The 23,009-nt window shown below is 36.9% G+C and carries 28 protein-coding genes, 2 pseudogenes and 2 riboswitches; of the genes and pseudogenes, 5 read left to right on the forward strand and 25 right to left on the reverse strand.

From position 1 onward, the window contains the following. Positions 1-76: 76 nt before the first annotated feature. On the forward strand, positions 77-400 hold the full coding sequence (locus EHE19_RS15875) for a helix-turn-helix domain-containing protein (RefSeq protein WP_244648401.1): 324 nt from the start codon (positions 77-79) through the stop codon (positions 398-400). Between the two features lie 191 nt (positions 401-591). Continuing rightward, positions 592-681, reverse strand: a riboswitch (cyclic di-GMP riboswitch). Between the two features lie 98 nt (positions 682-779). Here EHE19_RS15875 and EHE19_RS20000 read toward each other — a convergent pair. Both EHE19_RS20000 and EHE19_RS15885 read right to left on the reverse strand, forming a co-directional pair. Continuing rightward, entirely contained in the window at positions 780-914 is a 135-nt protein-coding gene (locus EHE19_RS20000; protein ID WP_083225165.1) for a cyclic lactone autoinducer peptide, read from the reverse strand. Continuing rightward, entirely contained in the window at positions 908-1,549 is a 642-nt protein-coding gene (locus EHE19_RS15885; RefSeq protein ID WP_137698945.1) for an accessory gene regulator ArgB-like protein, read from the reverse strand. The genes EHE19_RS20000 and EHE19_RS15885 overlap by 7 nt, the downstream gene beginning before the upstream one ends. A gap of 582 nt (positions 1,550-2,131) precedes the next feature. On the opposite strand from EHE19_RS15885, the gene lgt reads away from it, so the two are divergent. Next, a complete protein-coding gene (lgt, locus tag EHE19_RS15890; RefSeq protein WP_137698946.1) occupies positions 2,132-2,938 on the forward strand; it encodes a prolipoprotein diacylglyceryl transferase in 807 nt (268 codons plus the stop codon). A gap of 42 nt (positions 2,939-2,980) precedes the next feature. Here lgt and EHE19_RS15895 read toward each other — a convergent pair whose 3' ends face one another. After that, positions 2,981-3,847, reverse strand: a complete 867-nt coding sequence (locus EHE19_RS15895; protein ID WP_137698947.1) for a LysR family transcriptional regulator — start codon at positions 3,845-3,847, stop codon at positions 2,981-2,983. Between the two features lie 103 nt (positions 3,848-3,950). Here EHE19_RS15895 and EHE19_RS15900 point away from each other — a divergent pair, with 103 nt between their 5' ends. From EHE19_RS15900 to EHE19_RS15910, 3 genes are read left to right on the forward strand one after another with little or no spacing between them, the layout of a single operon-like run. Then, complete coding sequence (locus EHE19_RS15900; RefSeq protein WP_027622055.1) at positions 3,951-4,532, forward strand: chromate transporter; 582 nt, start codon at positions 3,951-3,953, stop codon at positions 4,530-4,532. Then, entirely contained in the window at positions 4,529-5,092 is a 564-nt protein-coding gene (locus tag EHE19_RS15905) for a chromate transporter (RefSeq protein ID WP_014256553.1), read from the forward strand. The genes EHE19_RS15900 and EHE19_RS15905 overlap by 4 nt, the downstream gene beginning before the upstream one ends. Positions 5,093-5,102: 10 nt before the next feature. Continuing rightward, positions 5,103-5,639, forward strand: coding sequence for a hypothetical protein (locus tag EHE19_RS15910; protein ID WP_137698948.1), 537 nt, complete (start codon positions 5,103-5,105; stop codon positions 5,637-5,639). A 451-nt stretch (positions 5,640-6,090) separates the two neighbouring features. Here the strand turns inward: EHE19_RS15910 and EHE19_RS15915 are convergent, their stop codons facing one another. The 22 genes and pseudogenes from EHE19_RS15915 to EHE19_RS16020 all read right to left on the reverse strand — a co-directional run bounded on the left by EHE19_RS15915 (position 6,091) and on the right by EHE19_RS16020 (position 22,796). Next, positions 6,091-6,825 (reverse strand): ABC transporter permease, encoded by a 735-nt coding sequence (locus EHE19_RS15915; protein WP_014256555.1) that lies wholly within the window; start codon positions 6,823-6,825, stop codon positions 6,091-6,093. Position 6,826: 1 nt separating this feature from the next. Beyond that, positions 6,827-7,792: an ABC transporter ATP-binding protein gene (locus EHE19_RS15920; RefSeq protein ID WP_137698949.1), complete on the reverse strand. Its 966-nt coding sequence runs from the start codon at positions 7,790-7,792 to the stop codon at positions 6,827-6,829. An 85-nt stretch (positions 7,793-7,877) separates the two neighbouring features. Further along, positions 7,878-8,237, reverse strand: a complete 360-nt coding sequence (locus tag EHE19_RS15925; protein WP_027622891.1) for a NifB/NifX family molybdenum-iron cluster-binding protein — start codon at positions 8,235-8,237, stop codon at positions 7,878-7,880. 48 nt (positions 8,238-8,285) lie between these two features. Further along, positions 8,286-8,702: pseudogene (locus EHE19_RS15930) on the reverse strand (C-GCAxxG-C-C family protein); the annotation flags it as partial. After that, complete coding sequence (locus EHE19_RS15935; RefSeq protein WP_137698950.1) at positions 8,699-9,547, reverse strand: Mrp/NBP35 family ATP-binding protein; 849 nt, start codon at positions 9,545-9,547, stop codon at positions 8,699-8,701. The gene EHE19_RS15935 and the pseudogene EHE19_RS15930, both read right to left, overlap by 4 nt. 18 nt (positions 9,548-9,565) lie before the next feature. After that, positions 9,566-10,390, reverse strand: a complete 825-nt coding sequence (locus tag EHE19_RS15940; RefSeq protein ID WP_137698951.1) for an MBL fold metallo-hydrolase — start codon at positions 10,388-10,390, stop codon at positions 9,566-9,568. Next, on the reverse strand, positions 10,387-11,271 hold the full coding sequence (locus tag EHE19_RS15945) for an ATP-binding protein (protein WP_137698952.1): 885 nt from the start codon (positions 11,269-11,271) through the stop codon (positions 10,387-10,389). The genes EHE19_RS15940 and EHE19_RS15945 overlap by 4 nt, the downstream gene beginning before the upstream one ends. Beyond that, complete coding sequence (locus EHE19_RS15950) at positions 11,249-12,109, reverse strand: nucleotide-binding protein (protein ID WP_137698953.1); 861 nt, start codon at positions 12,107-12,109, stop codon at positions 11,249-11,251. Before EHE19_RS15950 ends, EHE19_RS15945 begins: the two co-directional genes overlap by 23 nt. Before the next feature lies 1 nt (position 12,110). Next, positions 12,111-12,479 (reverse strand): NifB/NifX family molybdenum-iron cluster-binding protein, encoded by a 369-nt coding sequence (locus tag EHE19_RS15955; RefSeq protein ID WP_014256562.1) that lies wholly within the window; start codon positions 12,477-12,479, stop codon positions 12,111-12,113. Continuing rightward, positions 12,454-13,623 carry a uridine kinase family protein gene (locus EHE19_RS15960; protein ID WP_137698954.1) on the reverse strand — a complete coding sequence of 390 codons (1,170 nt, stop codon included), beginning with the start codon at positions 13,621-13,623 and terminating at the stop codon, positions 12,454-12,456. Before EHE19_RS15960 ends, EHE19_RS15955 begins: the two co-directional genes overlap by 26 nt. Before the next feature lies 1 nt (position 13,624). Then, entirely contained in the window at positions 13,625-14,161 is a 537-nt protein-coding gene (locus EHE19_RS15965) for an ECF transporter S component (protein WP_137698955.1), read from the reverse strand. Beyond that, positions 14,158-14,538, reverse strand: a complete 381-nt coding sequence (locus tag EHE19_RS15970; RefSeq protein WP_483314008.1) for an iron-sulfur cluster assembly scaffold protein — start codon at positions 14,536-14,538, stop codon at positions 14,158-14,160. The genes EHE19_RS15965 and EHE19_RS15970 overlap by 4 nt, the downstream gene beginning before the upstream one ends. Further along, positions 14,538-14,912, reverse strand: coding sequence for a DUF134 domain-containing protein (locus EHE19_RS15975; protein ID WP_137698957.1), 375 nt, complete (start codon positions 14,910-14,912; stop codon positions 14,538-14,540). The genes EHE19_RS15970 and EHE19_RS15975 overlap by 1 nt, the downstream gene beginning before the upstream one ends. A 65-nt stretch (positions 14,913-14,977) precedes the next feature. Then, positions 14,978-15,256, reverse strand: coding sequence for a DUF5320 domain-containing protein (locus EHE19_RS15980; RefSeq protein ID WP_137698958.1), 279 nt, complete (start codon positions 15,254-15,256; stop codon positions 14,978-14,980). Between the two features lie 416 nt (positions 15,257-15,672). Then, positions 15,673-17,031 (reverse strand): sensor histidine kinase, encoded by a 1,359-nt coding sequence (locus EHE19_RS15985; protein WP_137698959.1) that lies wholly within the window; start codon positions 17,029-17,031, stop codon positions 15,673-15,675. A 12-nt stretch (positions 17,032-17,043) separates the two neighbouring features. Further along, positions 17,044-17,790: a LytR/AlgR family response regulator transcription factor gene (locus tag EHE19_RS15990; protein WP_244648259.1), complete on the reverse strand. Its 747-nt coding sequence runs from the start codon at positions 17,788-17,790 to the stop codon at positions 17,044-17,046. 153 nt (positions 17,791-17,943) lie between these two features. Beyond that, positions 17,944-18,030: riboswitch (cyclic di-GMP riboswitch) on the reverse strand. 369 nt (positions 18,031-18,399) lie between these two features. Then, positions 18,400-18,588, reverse strand: coding sequence for a CooT family nickel-binding protein (locus tag EHE19_RS15995; RefSeq protein ID WP_014256570.1), 189 nt, complete (start codon positions 18,586-18,588; stop codon positions 18,400-18,402). Position 18,589: 1 nt separating this feature from the next. Continuing rightward, positions 18,590-19,009, reverse strand: a pseudogene (locus EHE19_RS16000) (DUF3842 family protein). A gap of 62 nt (positions 19,010-19,071) precedes the next feature. Then, positions 19,072-19,941 (reverse strand): amidohydrolase family protein, encoded by an 870-nt coding sequence (locus EHE19_RS16005; RefSeq protein ID WP_014256572.1) that lies wholly within the window; start codon positions 19,939-19,941, stop codon positions 19,072-19,074. A gap of 44 nt (positions 19,942-19,985) precedes the next feature. Further along, the gene (locus tag EHE19_RS16010) at positions 19,986-20,741 is read right to left on the reverse strand and encodes an ABC transporter ATP-binding protein (RefSeq protein WP_027622061.1); all 756 of its coding nucleotides are present in this window, start codon (positions 20,739-20,741) and stop codon (positions 19,986-19,988) included. Further along, a complete protein-coding gene (locus tag EHE19_RS16015) occupies positions 20,738-21,742 on the reverse strand; it encodes a FecCD family ABC transporter permease (RefSeq protein WP_014256573.1) in 1,005 nt (334 codons plus the stop codon). Before EHE19_RS16015 ends, EHE19_RS16010 begins: the two co-directional genes overlap by 4 nt. Positions 21,743-21,779: 37 nt before the next feature. Further along, the gene (locus tag EHE19_RS16020; RefSeq protein ID WP_137698961.1) at positions 21,780-22,796 is read right to left on the reverse strand and encodes an ABC transporter substrate-binding protein; all 1,017 of its coding nucleotides are present in this window, start codon (positions 22,794-22,796) and stop codon (positions 21,780-21,782) included. Between the last annotated feature and the right edge of the window lie 213 nt (positions 22,797-23,009).

Below are 23,009 nucleotides of genomic sequence, written 5' to 3' on the forward strand. Positions count from 1 at the left end.
ATTATTTTTTTAGCTCTCATGTATCGTTTAACCCCCTAAACAGGAACTGTAAACTGTTATCGGAGGTGAACCAGTGATGCACAACGATTTAGATAGTTTAGGTGAAATTCTTAAAGCTGCAAGAAAAAGCAATAACCTTACCCGTGAACAATTAGCAGAAAGAATAAACATATCGCCCCGATATTTGATGTCCATAGAAAACGAAAATAAAAAGCCAAGCTATAGTGTTCTTTTTCGTCTCATCCGTGAATTAGGCATATCAGCTGACGCAATTTTCTATCCTGAAGGTAAACATACCAATAATGAGATAGATCAAATTACTCGCTTGCTTTACCAGTGTGATGAACGCGATCTCAAGGTTCTGTCAGCAACAGTTAAAGCTTTATTGGAAACTAAATGATGCCTGATACCCTTTTTTGTTTTCCGTTACTGCAATTTTGAAGACATTGGTAGCTCGACAACCTTTGCACCGGCCTACTTATCTACATTCAAATACACGATATCAAATCTAAAAACTCAATACGTAACAAGTAAAATAAAAGGGAAAAACCTGCCAGACGAAAAGCGGGCAGGTTTAGTACACACAGTAAATGCGGCAACCAGGCTATCATAGTGTTACTAAGCACCTTAGACCCTTTGGCTTTGCGTCCTTGACTTTCGACAAGTTTGCTATTAACGCTCATTATTTAATTTATTCCATAAAGGCTTCAATTTCTTTTCAATTTACTACCGTTATATTTTATATACTACTACCATGGCCGGTTGCCTTTGAGTTTTTTCTACTTTTTTAAGTTCTTTGGTGGCTCCGGCTGGTACATAAGAAACATGCTCGTTGTTCCAATATTTGTCATGGCCACTACAGCGAACACTGCTGCCAATCCTTGAAATAGAGATTTGCTAATAAATTTTAACATTCTAATTCGCCTCCCTTCTTATTTAAAGTAAGCAGGAAATCGCATAAGCCAATAAATCTATGTCCCACAGGTGTTAATGTAAAAGCTTGCCAAAGCAGTGCAATTGATATAACCCAGGCAGGCAGGCTATTAGACCCCAAGGCAATAGCAGTTATAGATAAAATCACAACTGTTAGTAATGTGTACCAGTGGAAGGCTAATTCTATTTTCTTGTCCTTAAAAGGTTTATTGGAAGGAGCCTGTGGAGGATAGATCCAATATAAACTAAATGTTAATACGAGAATGCCAAGTAAAATAGCAGGATGTAACTGCCGGATAAATGTGTAATTTACTTTGATGGAATATCCCAATACTGTAAATATGAAAACACTTGTTGCTAAACACCTATAGTATGCTGAACAATGTGCCCCACCTGATAAGGTGCGAATGATGCCAGTTACGATAAGCAATATCGCAATTTCAACAGTAATATCCATGATAAAAGCAAAGGAAAAAAGAATACTCAATTTAATAATGCTGCCTACCAAAATTTCTGCACCGAAAGATAGAACCTCTGTATGATCTGCTCTGGAAACTTTTTTTGCCACATATGCTCCTAATGCTTGTCCAATTTTATGAATTGAAATTTCATTCATCTATATCACCTCTGGCTCTATAGTATCACCTATTCCATATATTTCCTAGGGTAATTGCGCAACCTGTTGAAATAACGTCTTAACTCGTATGAATTGTTGTTTGAATCGGTTGTATTTCCCAAAAGTAAAATACCTTTTATAGGAACTGAGAATATTAATGAGATTTCACGTTGAAAATATTTTTAATATTTAATAAAGACATTATTATTACAGCAAAAATTCTTACGGTATAATCCCGATAGTAATTTTTCAAAATTCATTTGGCTTAGTAATCCTATAATATAATGACTGATTACAGATATACTCAAAACATTACAATGCATCATTTAACGTGTTATATTGTTCATAGTGGTTTCCATTGTAGGATTTTTCTATTTTATCCCTGCTAAAGGTCTTTCTCGTTTTATTCTTTTCATATTTGTTAATATAATTTAATGCTACATTTTTATGGTTTAAGTAAATACCTCACTGTGATAAAATAATACAATAAAATAACCTTCATGCACTGTAGTAGTGGCAGTAGAAAAAACTTGATTTAACTCAAAATTATATTCATTGTAAACACTTTAGAAAGGTGGATTTATGATAGATAAATATTATATAGAAAACCTATTTGGCATTAATGGACTAAATATTGCATGGTACGGCGTTATTATTGGGTTCGGGATTCTACTTGGTCTTTTGATTGCCTGCCGTGAAGCAAAACGACAGAACCTAAAAAGTGATATTATCTTTGATTTTCTCTTTTTAGCACTCCCTATCGCAATCATCTGCGCAAGAATTTATTATGTTGCATTTGAATGGAAACAGTATAGCGGCAACTTTACAAAGGTGATTGCTATTTGGGAAGGTGGTCTTGCTATATATGGAGGAGTTATCGGTGGAATCATAGCTGCGATTATTTTTTCAAAACGCAGCCACTTCCCTTTTTTCCGGTTTGTTGATATGGTTGTGCCTAGCTTAATTCTTGGACAGGCAATTGGTCGATGGGGTAATTTTGTGAACCAGGAGGCCTTCGGCAATATCGTTACAAACCCGGATCTTCAATTCTTCCCCTACGCTGTATTTATAGAGCAGTTGGGAGAATGGCACCAAGCCACATTTTTCTATGAAAGCATGTGGAACTTATGCGTTTTTGCCATACTGGTTTATTTTCGCAAAAGAACAAAGTTTAGTGGTCAGCTTTTAGCAACTTATTTTATCGGATATGGCTTAGGCCGTTTTTGGATTGAGGGGTTGCGTACAGATAGCCTTTATCTATTTCCGGGGCTTAGAATATCGCAAGCAGTATCATTGGTTCTGATTATTACGGGAATTATTATGATTGTGCTCCAGAAAAAGCTCTTAAAAGAATCATCAGTGTATACAGGTAAATATATGATTAAATAAAAAGATACCGCTCCCAGTTTTAGCACTGAAGGAGGTATCCTTTTATTTGCATAGTGCAATAAAGTCTTTTGCACTCTCTGTTAGATATTTATTCTGATGGTAAATGACAGAAAAACTTCTCTGAAAACGTATCCCGTTTATCTGAAACTGACTGATATCTTTGCGATCAAGAGAGTCCTTTACCAGTAAATAAGGCAGCACGGAAATACCTAAATTTGCCTGCACCGCCCTTACAATTGCTTGAGTACTTGTACTCTCCCAAGCTGGTAAAATTTCTATTCCATGGGAGGTCATTGTACTGTCAAAGATTTCGCGCCCAGCGCTTCCTGCTTCTCTTAAAATAAAACTTTCACCTTGAAGCTTTGAAATCTCAATATTTTTTTGATTAGCAAAGGGGTGATCGTTCCCACAGACCATTACCAATTCATCATCGCGGAATTTATGCTCTATAATATAAGAGCTATGGACAACACCTTCTATCAACCCAATATCAATCTGATTGGACAAAATATATTGTTGGATTTTTTCTGAATTATCTATGATTACCTTAACATACATCTGAGGATGTATTTGCTTAAACTGAGTTATATAGCCCGGTAATAAATAATTTCCGATGGTAATGCTTGCTCCAATACGGATAATTCCCGTTACATCAAAGTTTTTGATTTCCTTTTCCATATCCTCAAAAAGTCCCACAAAATGTGCTGCATATTGAAGAAAGCTCTTTCCAACTTCTGTGATATGGAGTCTTTTTGCAATGCGATCAAATAGTTTTATCCCATAATAATCTTCAAGCTCTGATATCGCAAGACTAATAGAAGGTTGCGCAATATGTAACTTCTCTCCGGCTGCAGTTGCACTGCCGGTTTCACATACAGTGACAAATATTTTCAGATGCCTTAATGTCATTGGAATCACCTTATTATAATAAAAATCTTATAAACTTTATAAAATAATACTATTTTATATATACTTTTTCAAGTTATAAAATAAAATAAAGGGGGCTAATGATTTGAAGAATAAAAAAAACATTTATATAAAATTGTTTATTTCTACCTTTTATTTAAGCGCTTTTACCTTTGGAGGAGGATATGTCATTATACCATTGATGAAAAAGAAATTTGTAGATGATTTACAATGGATTGAGGATGATGAAATGCTAAATTTAACAGCAATTGCACAATCCTCACCAGGAGCAGTTGCAGTTAACGCAGCGATACTGCTGGGGTATCGTGTTGCTGGAATATTGGGTGCCCTGGTAACAATTTTAGGCACAGTTTTACCGCCGTTTATAACTCTTTCTGTTATCTCCATTTTTTACACTGCATTTCGCGATAACATTGTTGTAAATGCGGTTCTGAAAGGGATGCAAGCTGGCGTTGCTGCTGTAATTGCGGATGTGGTTTTGAATCTTGGAAGTAATGTCTTGAAGCAGAAGGACATAGTATCTATGATTATTATGGTGGGTGCATTTATTGCCACATTTTTCTTTAGGATTAACGTTATATATATTGTTTTAGTGTGTGGGTGTATGGGAGCGGCAAAGATTCTGATTCAAATGAAAAAAGTCCAAAAGGGCGGTGACTCTCAATGATACTCTTAAAACTTTTTTGGAGCTTTTTTCAAATCGGTATGTTTAGCATTGGAGGTGGAATGGCTGCAATACCGCTGATTCAAAATCAAGTAGTTAATTTACACCACTGGCTGACATTAACGGAATTTACCGATCTCATTACCATTGCAGAAATGACACCCGGACCTATCGCCATCAATTCAGCCACTTTTGTGGGAATTAGAATTGCAGGTATACCAGGGGCGATTATTGCTACCGTTGGATGTATCTTTCCATCCTGTATTATCGTTTCACTCCTGGCATGGATTTATTTTAAATTCAAAGAATTGACCTTAGTGCAAGGAGTTTTGTCTGGTTTAAGGCCCACCATTGTAGCGCTGATTGCATCAGCAGGGTTGTCAATATTTACGTTGACTGTTTGGGGAGAAGACGGGTTTTCAACAAATCCTCTAACAATAAATTTGGTTTCTGTTTTATTATTTACTATGGCTATATTTATTTTGCGGAAATGGAAACCGAATCCTATTTATGTCATGCTCGGATCAGGCATTGTCGGTGGAGCAATTTATTTGATGATATAGGAGGGTCAAAATGAAACTACGAATACGAAAAGGGTTGTTTTTTTGGCAATTAATAGATAAAAGTGGTACAGCTGTAGCAAAAATAAGCAAGAAGAAATTTATTGGTGCATCTAAAAAAATCTATGATGGAAAAGGAAATCTCATTTACACAACAGATATCGTGAATCTACCAGCAAAAAAGGGAACTTGGAACTATGAGGAATCAAGAAAATATGTAATTTATAAAGATGAGAAAGCTATAGCAACTGCAAATTTACATTTTGCAATTAACCCAGACCGGACAATGCTACAAAGGTTAACCTTACGTCCGCCTCTCGTAGATAGAATGGATGTCGAAACTATTTACGGCCTTTTGGTTGTTGAAAGGCAGAAGAATAATGGCGTGACAATTTCTCAGGATGGTGTTCAATTAGGTAAAGTAACTCCATTTTTTACTTTTAAACCAAAATATCTTGAATATATCGGACAATACGAAGTTACGTTATGGGCAGGAATCTATGTACTCATAGAATATATGATGCATGAAGATGACATGATTTTTGTTTGAAAATCTTTTTGCCTTTTTACTGCTATAGTTACATATAATTTGCGATTTACTTGATTTATTTATCTTCTAAATATGAAAGTAAAAATTTCATATAATGTTTATCAGCTATTCCTATATATCGTAAAATTAACCATTTACTAATTGAACGGTTGCATCATAATACTATATAACCGTTTAGCTTATTATAGACCAGAATTTCGTCTACAATGTCTTTGAAAAGCTAAGTGAAAGAGACAATTTTCCACTTTCATCACTATGCTAGTGTTCACAACAAACGGACCTGTGGGTTTTAGGGAACCTTGCAGATACACTTCCACTATCACTTTAGTATTGTCATTTACTCTGTACCTTAAGCATCTGCCGTCTCTTGTAAGACGGCAGATGCTTTTGGAAAGTATAAATCCGAGAAGTGCCTCAATAATAAGTATAAATAACCGTTAAAGGGAAAATATTATAATATCCATTTTCGTTGTATATTTCTCATGCTTATGTAAAACAGTAGCACAGAAAAAACACTAAGGATCAAGATATCTAACCAAACACTCATCATCCCACTTTTTACCAAAGCAATATGTAAAATATCTACTCCATAAGTCAACGGTAGTGCATATGAAAGTGGACGCAAAAATATTGGCAAGGTTGAAACAGGAAAAAAAAGCCCACATAAAAATATCATTGGAAAGCGAAAAAAGTTTGAGTAAGTTTGTGCTTCAAATATTTCCTTTGCAGAAACCGCAATAACAAGACCTACCAATGTTGAGCTAAATGCAATGAATAATACTCCAATAAAAACAAATCCCCAGTTAACACCTGATAAATCCGAGAGAAATGCACCAAAAATTATCGGAACAAATGCATTAAACATTCCAAACAACACAGATCCGATAATTTTTGCAAGTACCATTACTTTCAAACTTATAGGAGCAAGCAGCAGCCTATCAAAAGAGCGTCCCTTTCTTTCAAAAGTAATGGTCACCGCCAGCATTGATGTTGTACCAAATAAAACACTCATTGCCATAAGACCCGGAAGGATTTCTATGATCTCTACAGCCTGTTGTGAACGCATGAAAAGCATAAGAGCCCAAGAAAGCGGAAATATAATCCCCCAACTTATGTTTGGTGGTTTTAAATAGTAATTTTCAATGTCTTTTCTTAAGATATTCCAAAACGCAACTAAAGTATCCATTCTATTTTCCCACCTTCTCTTTTTCCTTTTTTAGTTTTGAAGCTTCAATTCCTGTTAGTTTAACAAAAACATCTTCTAATGACGGCTTTATTTCTTTTGCTTCGTAAACGGAAATTCCCTTGTTATCCAGCAGTTGAAGGATAGGGGATAAAGCTATTCGTTCTTTAGAAATAATTAAACAAGAATTTTCATCTGGAATCTCTACTGTGCAATTTACAAATTTATTTTCCAGTTCTTCTTTCACGTATTTTATGCTACTGTCAAGCTGCATCTTAATTTTATGCTCATGTTCTACGTTTTCCATCAGTTCAGTTACCGTACCAACCTTTACAATCTTACCATTCACAATAAAAGCAATCCTGTCACAGATTCGTTCAGCCTCTTCGATATAATGGGTGGTAATAAAAATTGTTTTGCCTTGTTTTTTTAAGTTCAGTATAAGCTCTCTAATTTGCCTTGCACTTTCAACATCTATGCCTGTTGTTGGTTCATCCAAAAATAATATTTTAGGATTATGTATAATTCCGGCTGCTATTGTAAGTTTTCGTTTCATTCCTTTTGAATAAGTTTTCAAAGGGCGTTTCGCTGCTTTAGTTAAATCAAATAGTTCCAGCAATTCCATTGCCCTTTTTTCACGTTCTTTTCTACGTATCCCATATAACGAAGCACATAAGCAGAGATTATCGAAGCCATTCATTTCATCATATAAATTATTTTCATCAGGAATAATTCCAATAATTTTCTGCACTTTTTTTATGTCTTTTATCGCATCAATTCCATCAATCATAATATGTCCGCTAGTAGGCCTGGATAAACCAATCATCATATTGATTGTAGATGTCTTTCCAGCACCATTTGGACCTAAAAATCCAAAAATCTCTCCCTGATCTATTTGGAAAGATAAATCATTAACAGCTTTGATATCACCATAAGATTTGTTTAAATTTTTTACATCAACTAATCCCACAGGCAACCCTCCTATAATGAAATGTTCCGACAGAAACTGTGCCGGAACATTTCGAGTAAGAAAAATAACAATTCAAAGTCCGGTTTTATTCTCCACATTCATCATGATGCTGATGTTCATGGCAAACAGAACCAGTAGATTTTAGAGTACCTTGCAGGTACGCTTCTACCGCTGCTTTGGCATTACCGCTTGCCCCGACAATTACCTCTATGCCTTTTTCATTAAAGATATCAATGGCACCACTGCCCATGCCTCCTGATATAATTACATTAACTCCCATATCATTTAGGAAGTTAGGAAGGAAGCCGGGCCTATGCCCTGGATTAGGTATAGACTCAAATTTAACTATTTGATTGTCTTTAACTTCAAAAATATTAAAGTTGGCGCAATGTCCAAAGTGCTCCGTTACCATATCATTCTCACTCGCTACTGCAATTTTCATCATGGTTTTCTCCCCCATTCTTTTACTTATAATATATCCATCAAGTATCCTTGCAGCTTGCTCAACAAGTTCTGCACAAGGACGATTTTTATAATAATTTTCATTTCTGGCCTCGGGTATAGGATTATCATGCTTTTTTGAAATACCTAAAAGCTCCCTGCATATAATAGAACCGTTTTCTTTTTCAAATTGCTTCGCCAAATCCTGAATGAGCCTGTAATGTTCCGTTTTTGCTCTTTTGTCAGATGCATCTTTGTAACCATATTTCATGCCGACAACCATAAACATTCCTGTCACTGCTCCGCATACTTCCCGCAGTCTGCCCATACCGCCTCCAAAAGAAGATGCTATTTTTAACGCCGTATTAATATCTAGTCCTGTTTCATCACAAAAGGCAGCAAAAACAGATTGAGAGCAATTGTAGCCTTGTTTAAACAATTCTCTTGCCAAATCTGAATGTGCACTCATTTATTATCTTCCTCAATGCTTTCCTCCAATATTTTTGTAACCTGCTCAAGCCAATCACCGTCAAAAAGTTCTATCATGCCCTTATCGCAGGCGGCAGAGATTTTGGGGTTGATAGGAATCTTAGCAAGCACTTTTAATTTGTGCTTTTCGGCAATTTCATCAATATGGCTGTCGCCGAAAATTTTGTGCTCCTTACCGCAATCCGGACATTTAAAATAGGACATGTTTTCTACTAAGCCAATGATAGGGATATTCATCAGTTCAGCCATCTTGACTGCTTTTGATACAATCATTGATACCAGTTCCTGAGGTGAGGTTACTACTATAATCCCATCAATAGCAATGGATTGAAATACGGTAAGAGGAACATCGCCGGTGCCTGGCGGCATATCAATGAACATAAAATCCACATCGCTCCAGATAACATCCGTCCAGAACTGCTTAACCGTATTACCGATTATAGGCCCTCTCCATACAACAGGATCGGTATCATTCTCTAAAAGCAAATTGACAGACATGATATCAACACCCGTCTTACTTTTAACCGGGAATAAACCAAAATCACTGCCTGTGGCTTTTTCTCTGATACCAAATGCCTTAGGAATTGAAGGTCCGGTAACGTCTGCGTCCAGAATAGCGGTATGATAACCCATTCTATTCATGGTAACTGCAAGCATGGAGGTTACCAGCGACTTACCAACCCCTCCTTTACCGCTGACAACACCAATAACCTTTTTAATGCTGCTCATTTCATGTGCTTTCTCGGAGAAATCATTTTTCTTTTCCTTTCTTTCTGCACAGTCCTCCGAACAACTGCTACAGCTTTGATTGCAATTTTCGCTCATAATCTTAACTCCTTTGTTTTAGATTGCTATTTCACTACCTGCTGAGAGATAATCAATACTATCGCCCATGGCAGCTTTAAGCCTGTTATATGGTTCTATACCTGTGCAATGACAGGTATAAAATTTTGCATTTGTATTCATCAAGTACTTGCTTATTTTATCTATCATCTCAGGGTTCACATTGTTTCCCGATGAACGGCTGGAAAGATGAAATCCACCTACCACATAATTAGGCATGCGTCCTTTTAAATCATGGAAGTGTTCAAGAATATTTACAATACCATTATGGGCACACCCTGTTACTAAAAGCATCTTTCCATCTTCCTTTATTATGAGGTTCTGCTCGTGAGCAAAGGCATCCTGTAATGTTTGTCCGTACTGTTCCATAAGCAATCCGTTATTTGAAATTGGAAGAGGTTCCTTTTGAGTTATATTTGAGAACACTTGAATCCCCTTATTGATAAAGAAGCGGTCTGATGTAAGTACAATTCGCCTGTTTTGTAACAGTTCTTCATCCAGGCCAATATACTCCAGTTCATCATTTGAACTCAAAGCATAGTATTTTTCAAATGCCAATCGGTGTAGGAATACCTCGGCTTTTGTGTTTTCACGTAAAAATGCTTTTAGGCCGCCACCATGGTCATAATGCCCATGTGAGATAATGTGATAATCCACATCAGAAATATCTACATTCAGCTTCTTTGCATTTTCAAGGAATAACTCACCAGCGCCAACATCAAAAAGAATTTTGCGACTATTTGTTTCTATATAAAGGCTAAGTCCGTGTTCGCTACCGAAGCCTTTCGATAGCGCTGTATTCTCAACTAATGTTTTGATAATCATGACCTCAGCCCACCACCTTTTTCAAGCAGCAGTTCCATTGTCTTGTTATAAACTGCTTTCACTGCTGCACCTGAGTTACAGTCTATATCAACAATTGTCTGCCCGTTATTAATCGCTTTTACGGCGTCTGAATCAAATGCTATTCTACCCACAAGGTTAATCTCATGATCTATACAGAATCTTTCTATCTTTTCTGTGTTTTGCATATTTGTGTCAAATTTATTGATACATACCACCGTCTTTACGCCAAATTTCGCCGCTGTATTTATAATCCGCTCCATATCACTAATGCCGGATATGGAGGGTTCGGCCACAATTAACACCATATCTACACCACTCAAAGATGCTATAACCGGACACCCTATACCGGGAGAGCCATCAATAATTGCGAACTCCACACCATCGGCTGCTGACTTCATTTGTTTCTTTACCTCTGTAACCAACATTCCGGAGGTGCCGCTGCCCATTTTTAACTGAGCTGTAGAAAACACTTCTTCCTTATCTGCATATAACATCAACTCTCCGGCTACAGCCGGTTTTAAAGATACAGCTCCAACCGGACAAACAAGCTCACAAACTCCGCAGCCTTCACAGGCAAAAGGATCTACCTTGTATTTCTCGTCTGCTGAAATAGCATCAAATCGGCAGTTTTGCATGCACTGTCCGCACTCTATGCACAAATCTGTATCTATCTCTGCTTTCGGCAAGCCATAATAATCTGTTTTCTTTGGCTGGGAGCTTTGTTTTGTTATAAGGTGCAGGTTAGGTGCATCTACATCACAGTCTGCATAAGCCTTAGCCTTTGAAAGCTTGATAAAAGCACTGGCGATTGTAGTTTTCCCAGTACCGCCTTTACCACTAAGAATTAGAAGTTGTTTCATGATGCACCTCCTTTTTCACAGTCTCCAGCAAAGAAGAAAAAATCGTCCGGTATCTTTCACTTTTCCTTACAGCGATTTCTGCATTTGAATTTAGCATACCGAGTTCACTGTCAAATGGGATTCGACCTATAATTTTTATGTTCTTTTCTATGCAGAATTGCTCCGACGGATTTTCACCATCAAGGCACTTGTTAAGAACAACTCCGAACGGCTTGTTAAATAACTTCACCAGTTCATATACCATGTTAAGGTTATGAACGCCGAACAATGTAGGCTCAGCTACTAATATACAGTAGTCTGCATCCTTAATACTTTCCATGACTATACAGGCACTTCCGGGAGGGCAGTCGATAAATATCGTCTTGTTCCTTTCAGGTTTGTTCTCATTAAGCAACTTTTTTATAATTGGTATACCCGAAGGTTCACCGGTGTTCAATATTCCTGTATATACAGTTACCTGGTCCGAAGCTCCTTTTTGGATCTTGCCAATAACCTTTTCTTTCTCTGTTAACGCTTTCTCAGGGCAAAGCAAGATACAACCTCCACAAGAGTGACATATATCTTCAAATATAATCAGTTTATCTTTTATATAGGCAAGGGCATTAAACTTGCAAAAGTCAACACACTTTCGACATCCATTGCATAGCTTGCCATCCACCTTTGGAATTCGTACATGTACTTCTTCTTCCTGAATGTTTTCGGGCTTAAAAAACAGGTGGCCATTGGGTTCTTCAACATCACAGTCAATATACGTTGATATTTTTGCAGCCGCAGCTAAATTAACCGACACCAGTGTTTTTCCTGTGCCGCCCTTGCCACTTAGCACAGCTATCCTCATTTTAGTTCCCTCCATGGCCATGAAAACCAGGATGAATTTCATCGAGTAAGGATAGCTTTCCACTGATGAAGTCATCAATATTTTTTTTAGCGGAAATACCCGCTGTTTTATATATTTTAATATCAGCGGATTTGAGCACATTAGCTGCATTTTCGCCACATCGGGGAGTAAGTAAAGCGTTCACTTTATTATCCACTATTGTTTGTGCTGCCTTAATTCCTGCTCCGCCTGTACTTGCTGCTGCACTGTTATCAAGAAATACACTTTCCTTGGTTTCAGTATCATAAATGAGATAATAGGGAGCCCGTCCAAAGGATACACATACATTCGACTCCAAACTTTTCTCATCTACTGGAATTGCTATTTTCATAAGAATCCTCCATTCTTTTTAAATTATTATTAATTACATTGCGCAATGCGCTAACCGAATCCGGGACTACGACCGAACTAAAAACCAGATCACTTAGCCCTTTAATGTTCAATTCTTTAAAATATCGATTTTCCAAAGGTATCCATTCGCAAAGAAAACTTTTTAACATGGCAGCTCCATTTCTTTTTAGAATTCGAGAAATTTGTTCTTTTTCATCAATACATAAAAATATCTTTAAATCATAGTTTCCTACTAAAGTCGGATGCAAGCTATAAGAACCCTCTATAATATTAAGTTTTTGAGGACTTACCGGTATCGGCCCTACAAGGATTCTTTGCTTGCAGTCGTATTTATGATATTGAAATTCACGGCCACTATTTATCTTATCAATCACTTCGTGTTTGAACCGGACATAATCTACATTTCCACCGACCTCCCTTAAGCGCTCTTCTGTTTTTAGTTCAGGTGTCAGGAAGAAATCATCCATGTGAAATATGTTGCACTCATATACATTGCCTATAAGTGATGCCAGTGTACTTTTCCCGGCACCACTGTTTCCATCAATGGCAACAGTGACCCTATCTTTTGATTTCATCAAGGAATCGATCCTGCAAAATACCTCAAAAAAATCATGGTATTCTGACCTTACAATACGGTACGCAGGTGAATAAGCAGCCCTGAATATCTCACTGTGACTAACTGGCGGATAGCCTTTTTTCTTATAGGAACACAAATAAGCTTCCAACTCTTCCAAAGAATAAGGAAGCAGTCCTTCCTTACAACATTGTCTAAGCACATCCAGTTTTTCTTCAAAGCTCTGAATGCTTCCTTTGATCGAGTTGGCTGTACTTATAAAGAGCTTATTTACAGTATTAAGGCTGATATCATAATACTTCAAAGCTGCTAAATGCAGCCTGCAAAGATTATTGCCAATATCCTCAAAGGCATCACAGGGTATCCTTTTGTCCATACAGGAATGCTTTAAAGAACATAACTCCTCCTGCAATTTGCGTAAAATATCGTCCTCATTTTCGATTAGGTGTCCGCCGGCAAATTCATTCTGATATATAAGCTTAACAATGTCCTGAATTTGCATCTTGGGATACAAATCATACTGCTTGAGTAATAAGGCTTTTATATTCATTCTAGCTCACACTTTCTATATGCTTTGCTTTTGACAGAGCAATAACAGCAACAGGGATAATAATAATTTGAATCACTATGCCTGGAATTGCATTGAGGAACGCACCAGCCATAAAAATCTCCCATGTAAATGCAGTTTCGTTCAGTCCATACAGGAAGAAGCTAACAATTCCCCAGACGATTCTTCCACAAACCATTGATAAAATCAAAGACGCATATATGGAAACATTCTTTTTAGGGAGTAATTTGTACAGAAGACCTGTCATGAGACCATATGCAGCCAGCTCGAAAGCCATAGCTACAGCAGTTGGAAACATCGGCGGCATTCCAAACAGCATGCTTCTGAAAACAGGCAAAACAAGGCCAATGATCAAGCCATATGGCCATCCGCAAATAAAACCACAAAGCAAAACAGGAATATGCATTAGTAATAACCTACTGCCTAGACTTGGAATCTGTGCTGTTAGAAATGGAATTAAAAGTCCAAGTGCAAGAAACAGTCCTGATAATACTAATCGTTTAGTTGACAATTTATTCAATAACTCCACTCCATTCTATTTAAATAGTTATAGATTGCATTACGCAATGCGCTAACGCCTAAATTTGAGCAATGAACCTTGTTATCAGGAAGTCCGTCTAATGCATGAATGATATCTTCTTCTGAAATTTCCAATGCTTCATCTAGGGTTTTACCCTTAGCTAATACCGTCGTCATACTGGATGTTGCAATTGCCGCAGCGCAACCAAACACAAGATAGCTTATTTCACTTATACGATTGTCTTTTACTTTAATATAAATTGTAAGATAATCTCCGCATGTAGGATCACCAAAGCTTCCTTCTGCATCGGCATCCGGCATACTATAAGCATTTTGAGGACACATAAAATGTTCTATTACTTTTTCAGAATACAATATCAGTCACCTCTATCACTACCTATAAAGCGCCAACCATGCCGGTGCCTGCGACAGCCTCGTCCGCATCCGTTACCTAATCCATCGCAAAGACGGTATTCACCGCCTTCAATCAAAAGAACCTTGCCATTCACCAGCGACTCGGCCAGTTTCTTTCTTGCCTCGACATAAATACCTTGGACAGTAGTTCGAGCGACATTCATTTGTTTTGCGCATTCCTCCTGTGTGAATCCCTCTAAGTCAATAAGTCTTATCGTTTCATACTCGTCAACCGTCATTTTTATAATATTTTTTTCATCCAAACTTGTATCAAGAGGCCCAAACCTGTTTCTTTCCGGTAAGCAGCATACTTTTCTCCATTTCATTGGTCTTGGCATAATCTTATCACCTCATTTCCAAAACAGATATAACCGGAGCGTCCTCCGGTTACCTCTGATGACCGTTATAGGTTCTCTAATTGCTTATCAATAGCTTCCAGACGCTTTTCTAATATAGCCTTTTGGTTCTGCAGTAATTCTTTTTGTGTTTTTGGAATTGCCTCATCAATTGCAAAATCCCTGCTGAACCACCTTCCAAAACCACGTCTGCAAGCAAGTCCCAGACCTAATCCGAGACCGCGGCCAGTGCCATATCTTGCTGCATCGGCACCTGTACAAAATCCTAAACCTCTTCCGGTCATTGGGCCAGCACCTATTGGGCCAGTTCCATCTCTTCCAGGCATTCTGTTCACCTCCAGATAGTTTATGACATATGTCAATTATATTTTATATTATACCCCGTTTTCGGCATATGTCAATAACTATTTTCGATTTTATTAAAAAAGGGCCAATCCCACATTTAAAGAGTGGTTGCCTTCAAACGACAGACATAACCTATTAACCATGTCTGCTCTAAGGGAAGTGATGTTGTAAAATTAAAATCAAATTTATTCTTAACATAATATCTTTTCCTTAGTTATCTGTACAACAAGCCAACAATTTAGCATCTGGTATTCATGGTAATATTGAAAAAAACATCTTTTAAATCCTTCAAGATTGATGTTTCTTTTTGTTTAATTGCATATTTTCAGTTCCCTGTAATCTGTCCATTTTGGTTTTACTATTCATTCATACAATTAGCACATAATACTTATTATAATTACTTATTCCACGGGATATAAATCACGAACTCAACTCCAGAATAATCATCAGGTTCTCTTAACTCTAATTGACCGTCATAACGATCTATAATCTGCTTAATTATATATAGGCCAAGACCACTATGCTGTTTAATGCTTTTAGTTGTATATCCAGCAACAAAAATATTTTGCCTTACATTTTGAGGGATGGGGCTGCCGTTATTGGATACCTTTAATTCCAAACCTAGCTTGTTGCATATTAGGACTAGGTCTATTCGCGGGGAGCCATTCGATTTTACTGCATCTAAAGCATTATCCAGAAGGTTACCTGTTAAATGAGTGAGATCCTCCGACGAAAGCGGAAGTGAACCGTCATGTATTTTTACATACCAAAAGAATTTAATTCCATTAATCTTTGCTTCCTCATATTTTGTACTTATAATAGCCGCTAAATCCGGAGGTTCAATTTTCAGGAGGCTTCCTATACTGCTGACAGTATGATACAGATTTGCGATATAGGTTTCTGCCTGGTCGAAATGACAAGCCTTTATATATCCATAAATAGCAGTAAGATGGTTGTAAAAATCATGACGCTCAACCTGCAAACGTAAATGTAAATTGTGTCTTTCTCTGGCATAATGAATTTCTGTTTCCAGTTTTGCATCGTGTTCTATGACTTTTAACAGATATCCGGATACAAAAATAGTTGCTAAAACAGAGACCAATAAAACAATGCTACCAACTTCTATTAGGGTTTTAAGTGTAAAACTGGGATAAACACCTGTGTTGTAAGCATGAAAACTAAGATTTAATAAAACAAGCATTAAAGCTTGTACCAGGCATAATGTCAAAAGACAATTTTGCCTAATGGATTGCTTTGTTGTTCTTTTGTCAGACTCATTTTTTATTCCCAATTTTTCTGATATTAACGGTAAGCGCCATCCTCGTTTGCCAATGATATACGCTAATACTGAAAGTAAAACTAAGTGTGGCAAAGTAAAAAGTATTCTTAGCAAAGGATCAGAGATGATTTGTTCAAGTTTTAATTTAAAAACCCAAGCCAGAAGAGGAACTGAGATTCCCTCCGCCAATCCCAAAAACACACTTGAAAGCACCATTACAACTGCTGAAGTATGCCAGGGCAATCGGAAAAAGAGGTTCAAAAATATAGTCATGAGTACTACTTGTGATATGGTATGGATACCAAATCGTACCGGCATTGTCCGAATACTGAATGAGAATATCGAAGTCAGCAGGGAAAGGATTATTACTACAAACGGTGACTCCTTTTTCTTCGTTAATGCCAGTACCATATAATACAAAACCAGGCTTTCAGGAACAGACACACCTAAAAAGGGGATTAACGGCATAACATCCATCACAATACCCCCTTAAACATTATAATCTGAATACTTCATAAGCTCAGATATACGGTCACGGCTAAGTAAAGCCTTGTCTTCACAATTATTGAATTTTACCTCACAATACGATGAATTGGGAAAAGAGACTATCTTTTCAATCCGATCGGTGTTTATAATAAAAGATTTATGAGAGCGGAAAAACATCTTCCCTAAGTACTTCTCCAGTTCTTGCAGGGTTTGCCGGGTTTTAAATTTTCCATTGGTACAAGAAATAAGTGTGTGACGTCCGGACCTTTCTATATAAAAAATTTCATTCAGCTTTATAAAGATTCGTTCATCACCCAGGTTTATTGAAATTCTGCTAGGCTTCGTATATGAAGAAGTATTACTCTTTTTTGATATCTCCAGCATCTTATAGATGCGCAGGAAAGTAGATTTTACTCTTTCTTCATCAATTGGCTTTAATATGTAATCGGAAGCATATAGTTTGAATGCATCGAGAGAATATTCCTGATGCGCGGTTATAAAGACTATTGCCATGTCCGGTTTAATATCTCTTAGCTTTTCAGCTAACTCTATTCCTTTCATATCAGGAAGCTCAATATCAAGGAAAGCTAAATCTGGGTTCTGCTCCATTGTAAGTTTTATGGTATCCTTAGCATTCTCTGCTGTTCCAACAACCAGAGCCCCTTCAAGCTTACTAAGAATCGAGCAGAGTAATAACATTACTCCAGGTTCATCATCAGCCATTACAACTTTAACCGGCAACAAACTCACCACTTCCTTTCAGGATTTCTTGGCAAACTTGCAAACACTTTTCCGGCAAATCATAGTCATAATGGCTCGAAGTCGTTACTATAAGTAATACAGATTGTATACATAAAGGCTCACTGATGCTGTAAAACACCAATGAGCCTAAAGCAGCTTAGTCCCGGCAACCCGGCCATCATAGCGGTAAACCGCTTTAGACCCGAGGCTTTGCGTCCTTGTCTTTCAACAAGTTTGCCTTTATCGATTTTTTTCGAACTATGTAATTATTATACATCATTAGCCATGTTGAAATTTGTCAAAGCTTGCTCACTTTATTTTTATTGGTTAATATTATTGCCCTTCAAATTTCACTGCCAGTAATTAGAATTTCACTTTTTTTGTAAAATTCAATTGAGAATGAATAGCGTAATAAATACTATCGGATAAATCTCATCCATTGGCCTTATGCTACTCTCCTATATCAGGTAACATTTTATCAGTGATATTGCTTACCATCTAGGCTGATACTTCAAACCCATAGATTTCTTGTATTTACTCTGCCCTTCTTACTGTAGCAAAGAATTATTTTACATACACATGCATTTTGTCTTTTTATCGTAAATGGCCTCATGTAAATCATCTTTGCAAAACAATTCTATGATTTACCAGTTCCATTTCCTTAATCCTTGCTTTTACTATCTTCCTTTGTCCAAATATATTTTCCAATATCAAGTTCTCTTCTTCTGGGAGTATCTTGTCAACAGATTCAAGAAACAGCTTTTCTTCACCTTTCTCATCAATTAAATAAACATTTGCTTCACACATATTAGCACCTCTTCATGCTTTCTTTAATACTTTGAACCACCTTATCAATAAGATGCGGCAAAGGCTCACTCTTATCAACACCTACAACTTCGATATTTCATCGATTTAATGGAAGAAGCACTTTTTTAGCTGGACTTTCAGCAATTGCTTTAGCCATTGTTGGAGTCAATTCCCCTAACATTGAATTTGCCGCAATAATTCCTATAGCCCCGATTATTATATCGACCTTACTAGAATTATAAACAATTGCGTTTTCTCCTGTAGCTCCCTCATTTGCACCAGCCTTCATCATAAAAGATGTGGCAAGCGAGTTTGTTCCCAGAGCAACAATTTCAATATCTTCCATCAATTCCTTCCTTAATTTCTCAACAATTGATTTTCCGATACCTCCGCCTTGACCATCTATTACAGCTATTCTCACTTGCATCCCCCTATCAAAACACTACCTTTTTAAGACAGCAGATTGTTACCTATAGGATAACATCATCCTTCCGGCTCTTCAACTCCATAAATTCTGGCTGCATTCAAGTACATAATATTATCTATTTCTTTTTCACTAAGCCCCATTTTATAAAGTTCTTCTTCCCATATACTTATATCATCATATAATTTATCAGGTAAACCGTCGGAGGCATACAGAATTTTATAAGAAGAAATCTCTTTTCCAATCAGTCTTTTCTCCGTGATGTGCCTCCTCACAACATCTCCGCCCGAAAGATCAAAAAACACATTTCTTCTAAAACGGGCTATTGCACAGGATAACTCATACATGCCATAACCTAGATGAGCACCTATAATCTTCAATTCCGGGAATTTCAATGCAATATTATCCAAATAAATTGGCAGCATGAAACGCGAAGATGTATTAAATCGTTTTATTTTTGTCTCAAAATCCCTTGAAATTTCAATAAGTTTTTTATCAAAAGGAGACTCTACAAGGTAATCTACAGCATTTCCAATGACCCCTGTATGAAACAAAGCCACAAGCCCTAATTCTTGAGCCAACTGATAAAATGGATAATACCTTTCTTCATCATAATTATAATTAGGACAAATAATTTTAACTCCCTTAAATCCTGATTCCTTATAGTAGTTCAAAATCGCTGGGCCATCTTTGTCTATATCAATATAAGCTAATCCAACAAAAATTTCCGGATATCTATGGATTGCCTCTTTCACCATTTCATTTACTTTTCCTCGTCCCCCCAACAATGCAGCTTTAACCACATTTGATTTGATCATGTTTTCTACTAAATTATCTGTTAACCGCAAAGTCACATCATTTATCTTTTCGGTAAATTCAGCTTCATACATATCAATGGGAAAGTGGATATGGGATTCGAAAACTCTCATTATTTTTTCCACCTCTGCTATTCTTTTTATGCTATATCATCCAGTTAATAATCGGGTATCACAAATTTTTTATTATTCACTTTTACTATATCGGCTTTTACTCCATATACCTCATATATATTCCTGGCATTAATCATATCTTCAATTGTACCGGTTTCTAAAGTTCCGTTTTTGAACATAACAATCTTGTCGGAATACATGAGCGCATGGTTGGGATCATGCAAGGTCATTATACATGTAACTTTTTGCGATGAGTTAATTTGCTTTACAACATTCAATACTTTAAGCTGATTTTTTAAATCAAGGTAAGAGGTAGGTTCATCAAGCAGTATTACTTCGGTATCCTGAGCAATGGCTCGTGCAATCATCACCAGCTGCCTCTCCCCGCCACTTAACCTGTTGAATTCTTTATCCCTTAAATACTCAATACCTATCTTCTCGATTGCCTCATCCGCTTTATCTATATCATCTTTCCCCGGAACATAGCCAATATGCGGAGACCTACCTAATAAAATCATCTCTAAAACAGTGAAATTAAAGTTGGTATTATATAATTGTGGAACTGTTGCAACTATTCCGGCAAGTTTTTTGGTCTTTAGTTTTGAAATATCCTTGTCATCGATATATATTTTACCGCACACAGGTTTTATAGTTCCATTGATGGAGGATATCAGTGAGGTTTTGCCGCTGCCGTTGGGCCCCAAAAAGGTTGTAATTATACCTTTCTCAATTTCAAGATTAACATTTTCAAGTACTGTTTGCTTTTGATATGCTATTGTCACTCCTTCAAATCTTATCATTGCCACACACCTGCCTTGCTCCTTCTAATAAGGACAATAAAATATGGCGCACCAAGTATAGTTGTAAATATCCCTATAGGAATTTCAAATGAGAAAAGATTCCTTGAAAAGCAATCTACAATTGCCAAATAAGATGCTCCCAGACAAAAAGACAATGGTATTAATTTACGGTTATCAGGTCCAAAAAGAATTCTTAACACACGTGGTATCATTAAACCAACCAAACTGATAATTCCGGAAACTGATACCGCTGCAGCCGCCAGCAATGTAGCAGCAAGTATGTAAAGCATCTTATATTTTTTAGGGTTTACCCCCAATATCACCGAATCCCTGCCACCCAATGCCAGTATATTCAGTTTCCATCTGAAAACATATGTTAACAAGAATCCAATAACCATATATGGAAGTACTGAGGCAACTTTCTCCCAGCTTGATGTATGAAGGCTTCCCATTATCCAGTATACTAATCCCTGAAGTTTTAACGGATCAATCATTATTTGCAGTATTGATAATAATGCAGTAAATAAAGCTGATATTACAACTCCCGATAAAACCAATGATACCACAGATGTATCCCCGTCTTTCATAGCAGCCATATAGCAGATGGCAACACCCATGATGGCGAAAATGAATGCACTGATCTGTACCGGAATATTAAGAAATGACAACGCAAGGGCAGCTCCAAAAGCTGCCCCTGATGATAAGCCAAGGGTATATGGCTCAACAATGGGATTCTTCAATACAGCCTGGAAGGAGGTCCCCGAAACCGAAAGACTTGCTCCAACAAGCATTGAAAGAATAACCCTTGGTAACCTTATCTCTAATAATACATTCAGGCTGTTTGTGTCAATTACACTATGAAAGAATGTATATCCGCTTATTTTATAAAGCATTAAATCTATCACCTTGGCAATTGGTATGTGATAGGAACCAATGCACAAAGTAATTAAAAAAACCGGTATTGGTAAGAAATATATTAATTTCTCTATGTCTTTTTTCATAAATATTTCCTTAATCCCTTGCTCTATTTATCTTACTCTATTTAAAATCGATGTTATATAACTTTTTCAGCATATCCGCTTTTGTTTTCTCAATGTCTGCATCCTTGAACAAATCAGGGTAAAGGGTTTTTGCTATGATGTTAACCGAATATATATTTTTAACCGTCCAAAGATCGCAATAGAATGGATGGGGCAGCTCAACAACTGCTTTGTTTTTTATGGCATTTATATTGCTCCACTGTGCATCTTTGAAGTAGTCATCGGGATCCAAATCCTTGATATTCCACAAAATGATGAAGTCAGGATTCCAGTTAACAACCTGCTCCATTTTTGCAACAATATGTTCCTCATTTATATCGGCAGCAGAATTTTTCGCTCCACTCATTTTTATAATACTGTCACCGGTGCTGTTGCTTCCGGCGATGTCTAGCTTTGAAGGTCCCCATACAAATAGGGATGACGGCTTCTCTGATTCATCAATAGCTTTAATCTTATTTTTAATATTTTGAAGTTCTTTTTTTGTGTAGTCAATAATCTCTGCCGCTCTGTTTTCTTTGCCTGAGATTTTGCCCAGTATCTCCATCTTTGTGTAGACCTGCTCAAAGTTATCCACTTGTATTCCTACTACCTTAACCCCTTTGTCCTCCAGAGTTTTAATATCATCCTCCTGACCGGCCCACATGACTACCACATCCGGGTTCATCCCAACGATTTCTTCAATGTTTTTGTCAATAGCGGGGAGTGACTTGTTCTTTACCCTTTCATCAATCTGCGCAGTAAGTTCAAAAACATCCTTTGTATCATATGTCCATTTGTCTATTGCGATAACCTGGTCTTTCGCACCAAGCATATAAAGGTCATTCAAACCACTGTTTAGCAGACATACGATTTTCTTAGCCGGATAGTTTACTTCAACTTCTTTTCCTCTGGAGTCGATAATCTTCACTGTTGTGCTTTTAGTTTCTTCGTTTTGTTTTACTTCTGCTTTCTGGCAACCTACTGCAAGTATAGCCATAATACAAATCATGGTAAATAGTGCAATAATTTTTTTCATGTTCTTTCCTCCAAAAATTAATATAAATAAAAAGCGGTCAACAAAAAAAGTTTCACTAAGAAACAGTCTTCGTGACCGCTATTATTTCAAATAATAAATTTTTCTTTTGTACCCTAATAATGCCTACGTGACATTATCTTTTGGTATTTTACTATGCCATAAATTGAAAGTCAATATTTACTAATAGATTTTTAATTAGTTCTTTCTTTTGAT

It is taken from the genome of Ruminiclostridium herbifermentans, assembly GCF_005473905.2.
Lineage (GTDB): Bacteria > Bacillota > Clostridia > Acetivibrionales > DSM-1351 > Ruminiclostridium > Ruminiclostridium herbifermentans.

Coding starts and splice junctions, on each gene's coding strand:
- EHE19_RS15875 (WP_244648401.1), top strand. CDS start 77: ATGCACAACGATTTAGATAGTTTAGGTGAAATTCTTAAAGCTGCAAGA.
- EHE19_RS20000 (WP_083225165.1), bottom strand. CDS start 914: ATGTTAAAATTTATTAGCAAATCTCTATTTCAAGGATTGGCAGCAGTG.
- EHE19_RS15885 (WP_137698945.1), bottom strand. CDS start 1,549: ATGAATGAAATTTCAATTCATAAAATTGGACAAGCATTAGGAGCATAT.
- lgt (WP_137698946.1), top strand. CDS start 2,132: ATGATAGATAAATATTATATAGAAAACCTATTTGGCATTAATGGACTA.
- EHE19_RS15895 (WP_137698947.1), bottom strand. CDS start 3,847: ATGACATTAAGGCATCTGAAAATATTTGTCACTGTATGTGAAACCGGC.
- EHE19_RS15905 (WP_014256553.1), top strand. CDS start 4,529: ATGATACTCTTAAAACTTTTTTGGAGCTTTTTTCAAATCGGTATGTTT.
- EHE19_RS15910 (WP_137698948.1), top strand. CDS start 5,103: ATGAAACTACGAATACGAAAAGGGTTGTTTTTTTGGCAATTAATAGAT.
- EHE19_RS15915 (WP_014256555.1), bottom strand. CDS start 6,825: ATGGATACTTTAGTTGCGTTTTGGAATATCTTAAGAAAAGACATTGAA.
- EHE19_RS15925 (WP_027622891.1), bottom strand. CDS start 8,237: ATGATGAAAATTGCAGTAGCGAGTGAGAATGATATGGTAACGGAGCAC.
- EHE19_RS15935 (WP_137698950.1), bottom strand. CDS start 9,547: ATGAGCGAAAATTGCAATCAAAGCTGTAGCAGTTGTTCGGAGGACTGT.
- EHE19_RS15940 (WP_137698951.1), bottom strand. CDS start 10,390: ATGATTATCAAAACATTAGTTGAGAATACAGCGCTATCGAAAGGCTTC.
- EHE19_RS15945 (WP_137698952.1), bottom strand. CDS start 11,271: ATGAAACAACTTCTAATTCTTAGTGGTAAAGGCGGTACTGGGAAAACT.
- EHE19_RS15950 (WP_137698953.1), bottom strand. CDS start 12,109: ATGAGGATAGCTGTGCTAAGTGGCAAGGGCGGCACAGGAAAAACACTG.
- EHE19_RS15955 (WP_014256562.1), bottom strand. CDS start 12,479: ATGAAAATAGCAATTCCAGTAGATGAGAAAAGTTTGGAGTCGAATGTA.
- EHE19_RS15960 (WP_137698954.1), bottom strand. CDS start 13,623: ATGAATATAAAAGCCTTATTACTCAAGCAGTATGATTTGTATCCCAAG.
- EHE19_RS15975 (WP_137698957.1), bottom strand. CDS start 14,912: ATGCCAAGACCAATGAAATGGAGAAAAGTATGCTGCTTACCGGAAAGA.
- EHE19_RS15980 (WP_137698958.1), bottom strand. CDS start 15,256: ATGCCTGGAAGAGATGGAACTGGCCCAATAGGTGCTGGCCCAATGACC.
- EHE19_RS15985 (WP_137698959.1), bottom strand. CDS start 17,031: ATGGATGTTATGCCGTTAATCCCCTTTTTAGGTGTGTCTGTTCCTGAA.
- EHE19_RS15995 (WP_014256570.1), bottom strand. CDS start 18,588: ATGTGTGAAGCAAATGTTTATTTAATTGATGAGAAAGGTGAAGAAAAG.
- EHE19_RS16005 (WP_014256572.1), bottom strand. CDS start 19,941: ATGAGAGTTTTCGAATCCCATATCCACTTTCCCATTGATATGTATGAA.
- EHE19_RS16010 (WP_027622061.1), bottom strand. CDS start 20,741: ATGATAAGATTTGAAGGAGTGACAATAGCATATCAAAAGCAAACAGTA.
- EHE19_RS16015 (WP_014256573.1), bottom strand. CDS start 21,742: ATGAAAAAAGACATAGAGAAATTAATATATTTCTTACCAATACCGGTT.
- EHE19_RS16020 (WP_137698961.1), bottom strand. CDS start 22,796: ATGAAAAAAATTATTGCACTATTTACCATGATTTGTATTATGGCTATA.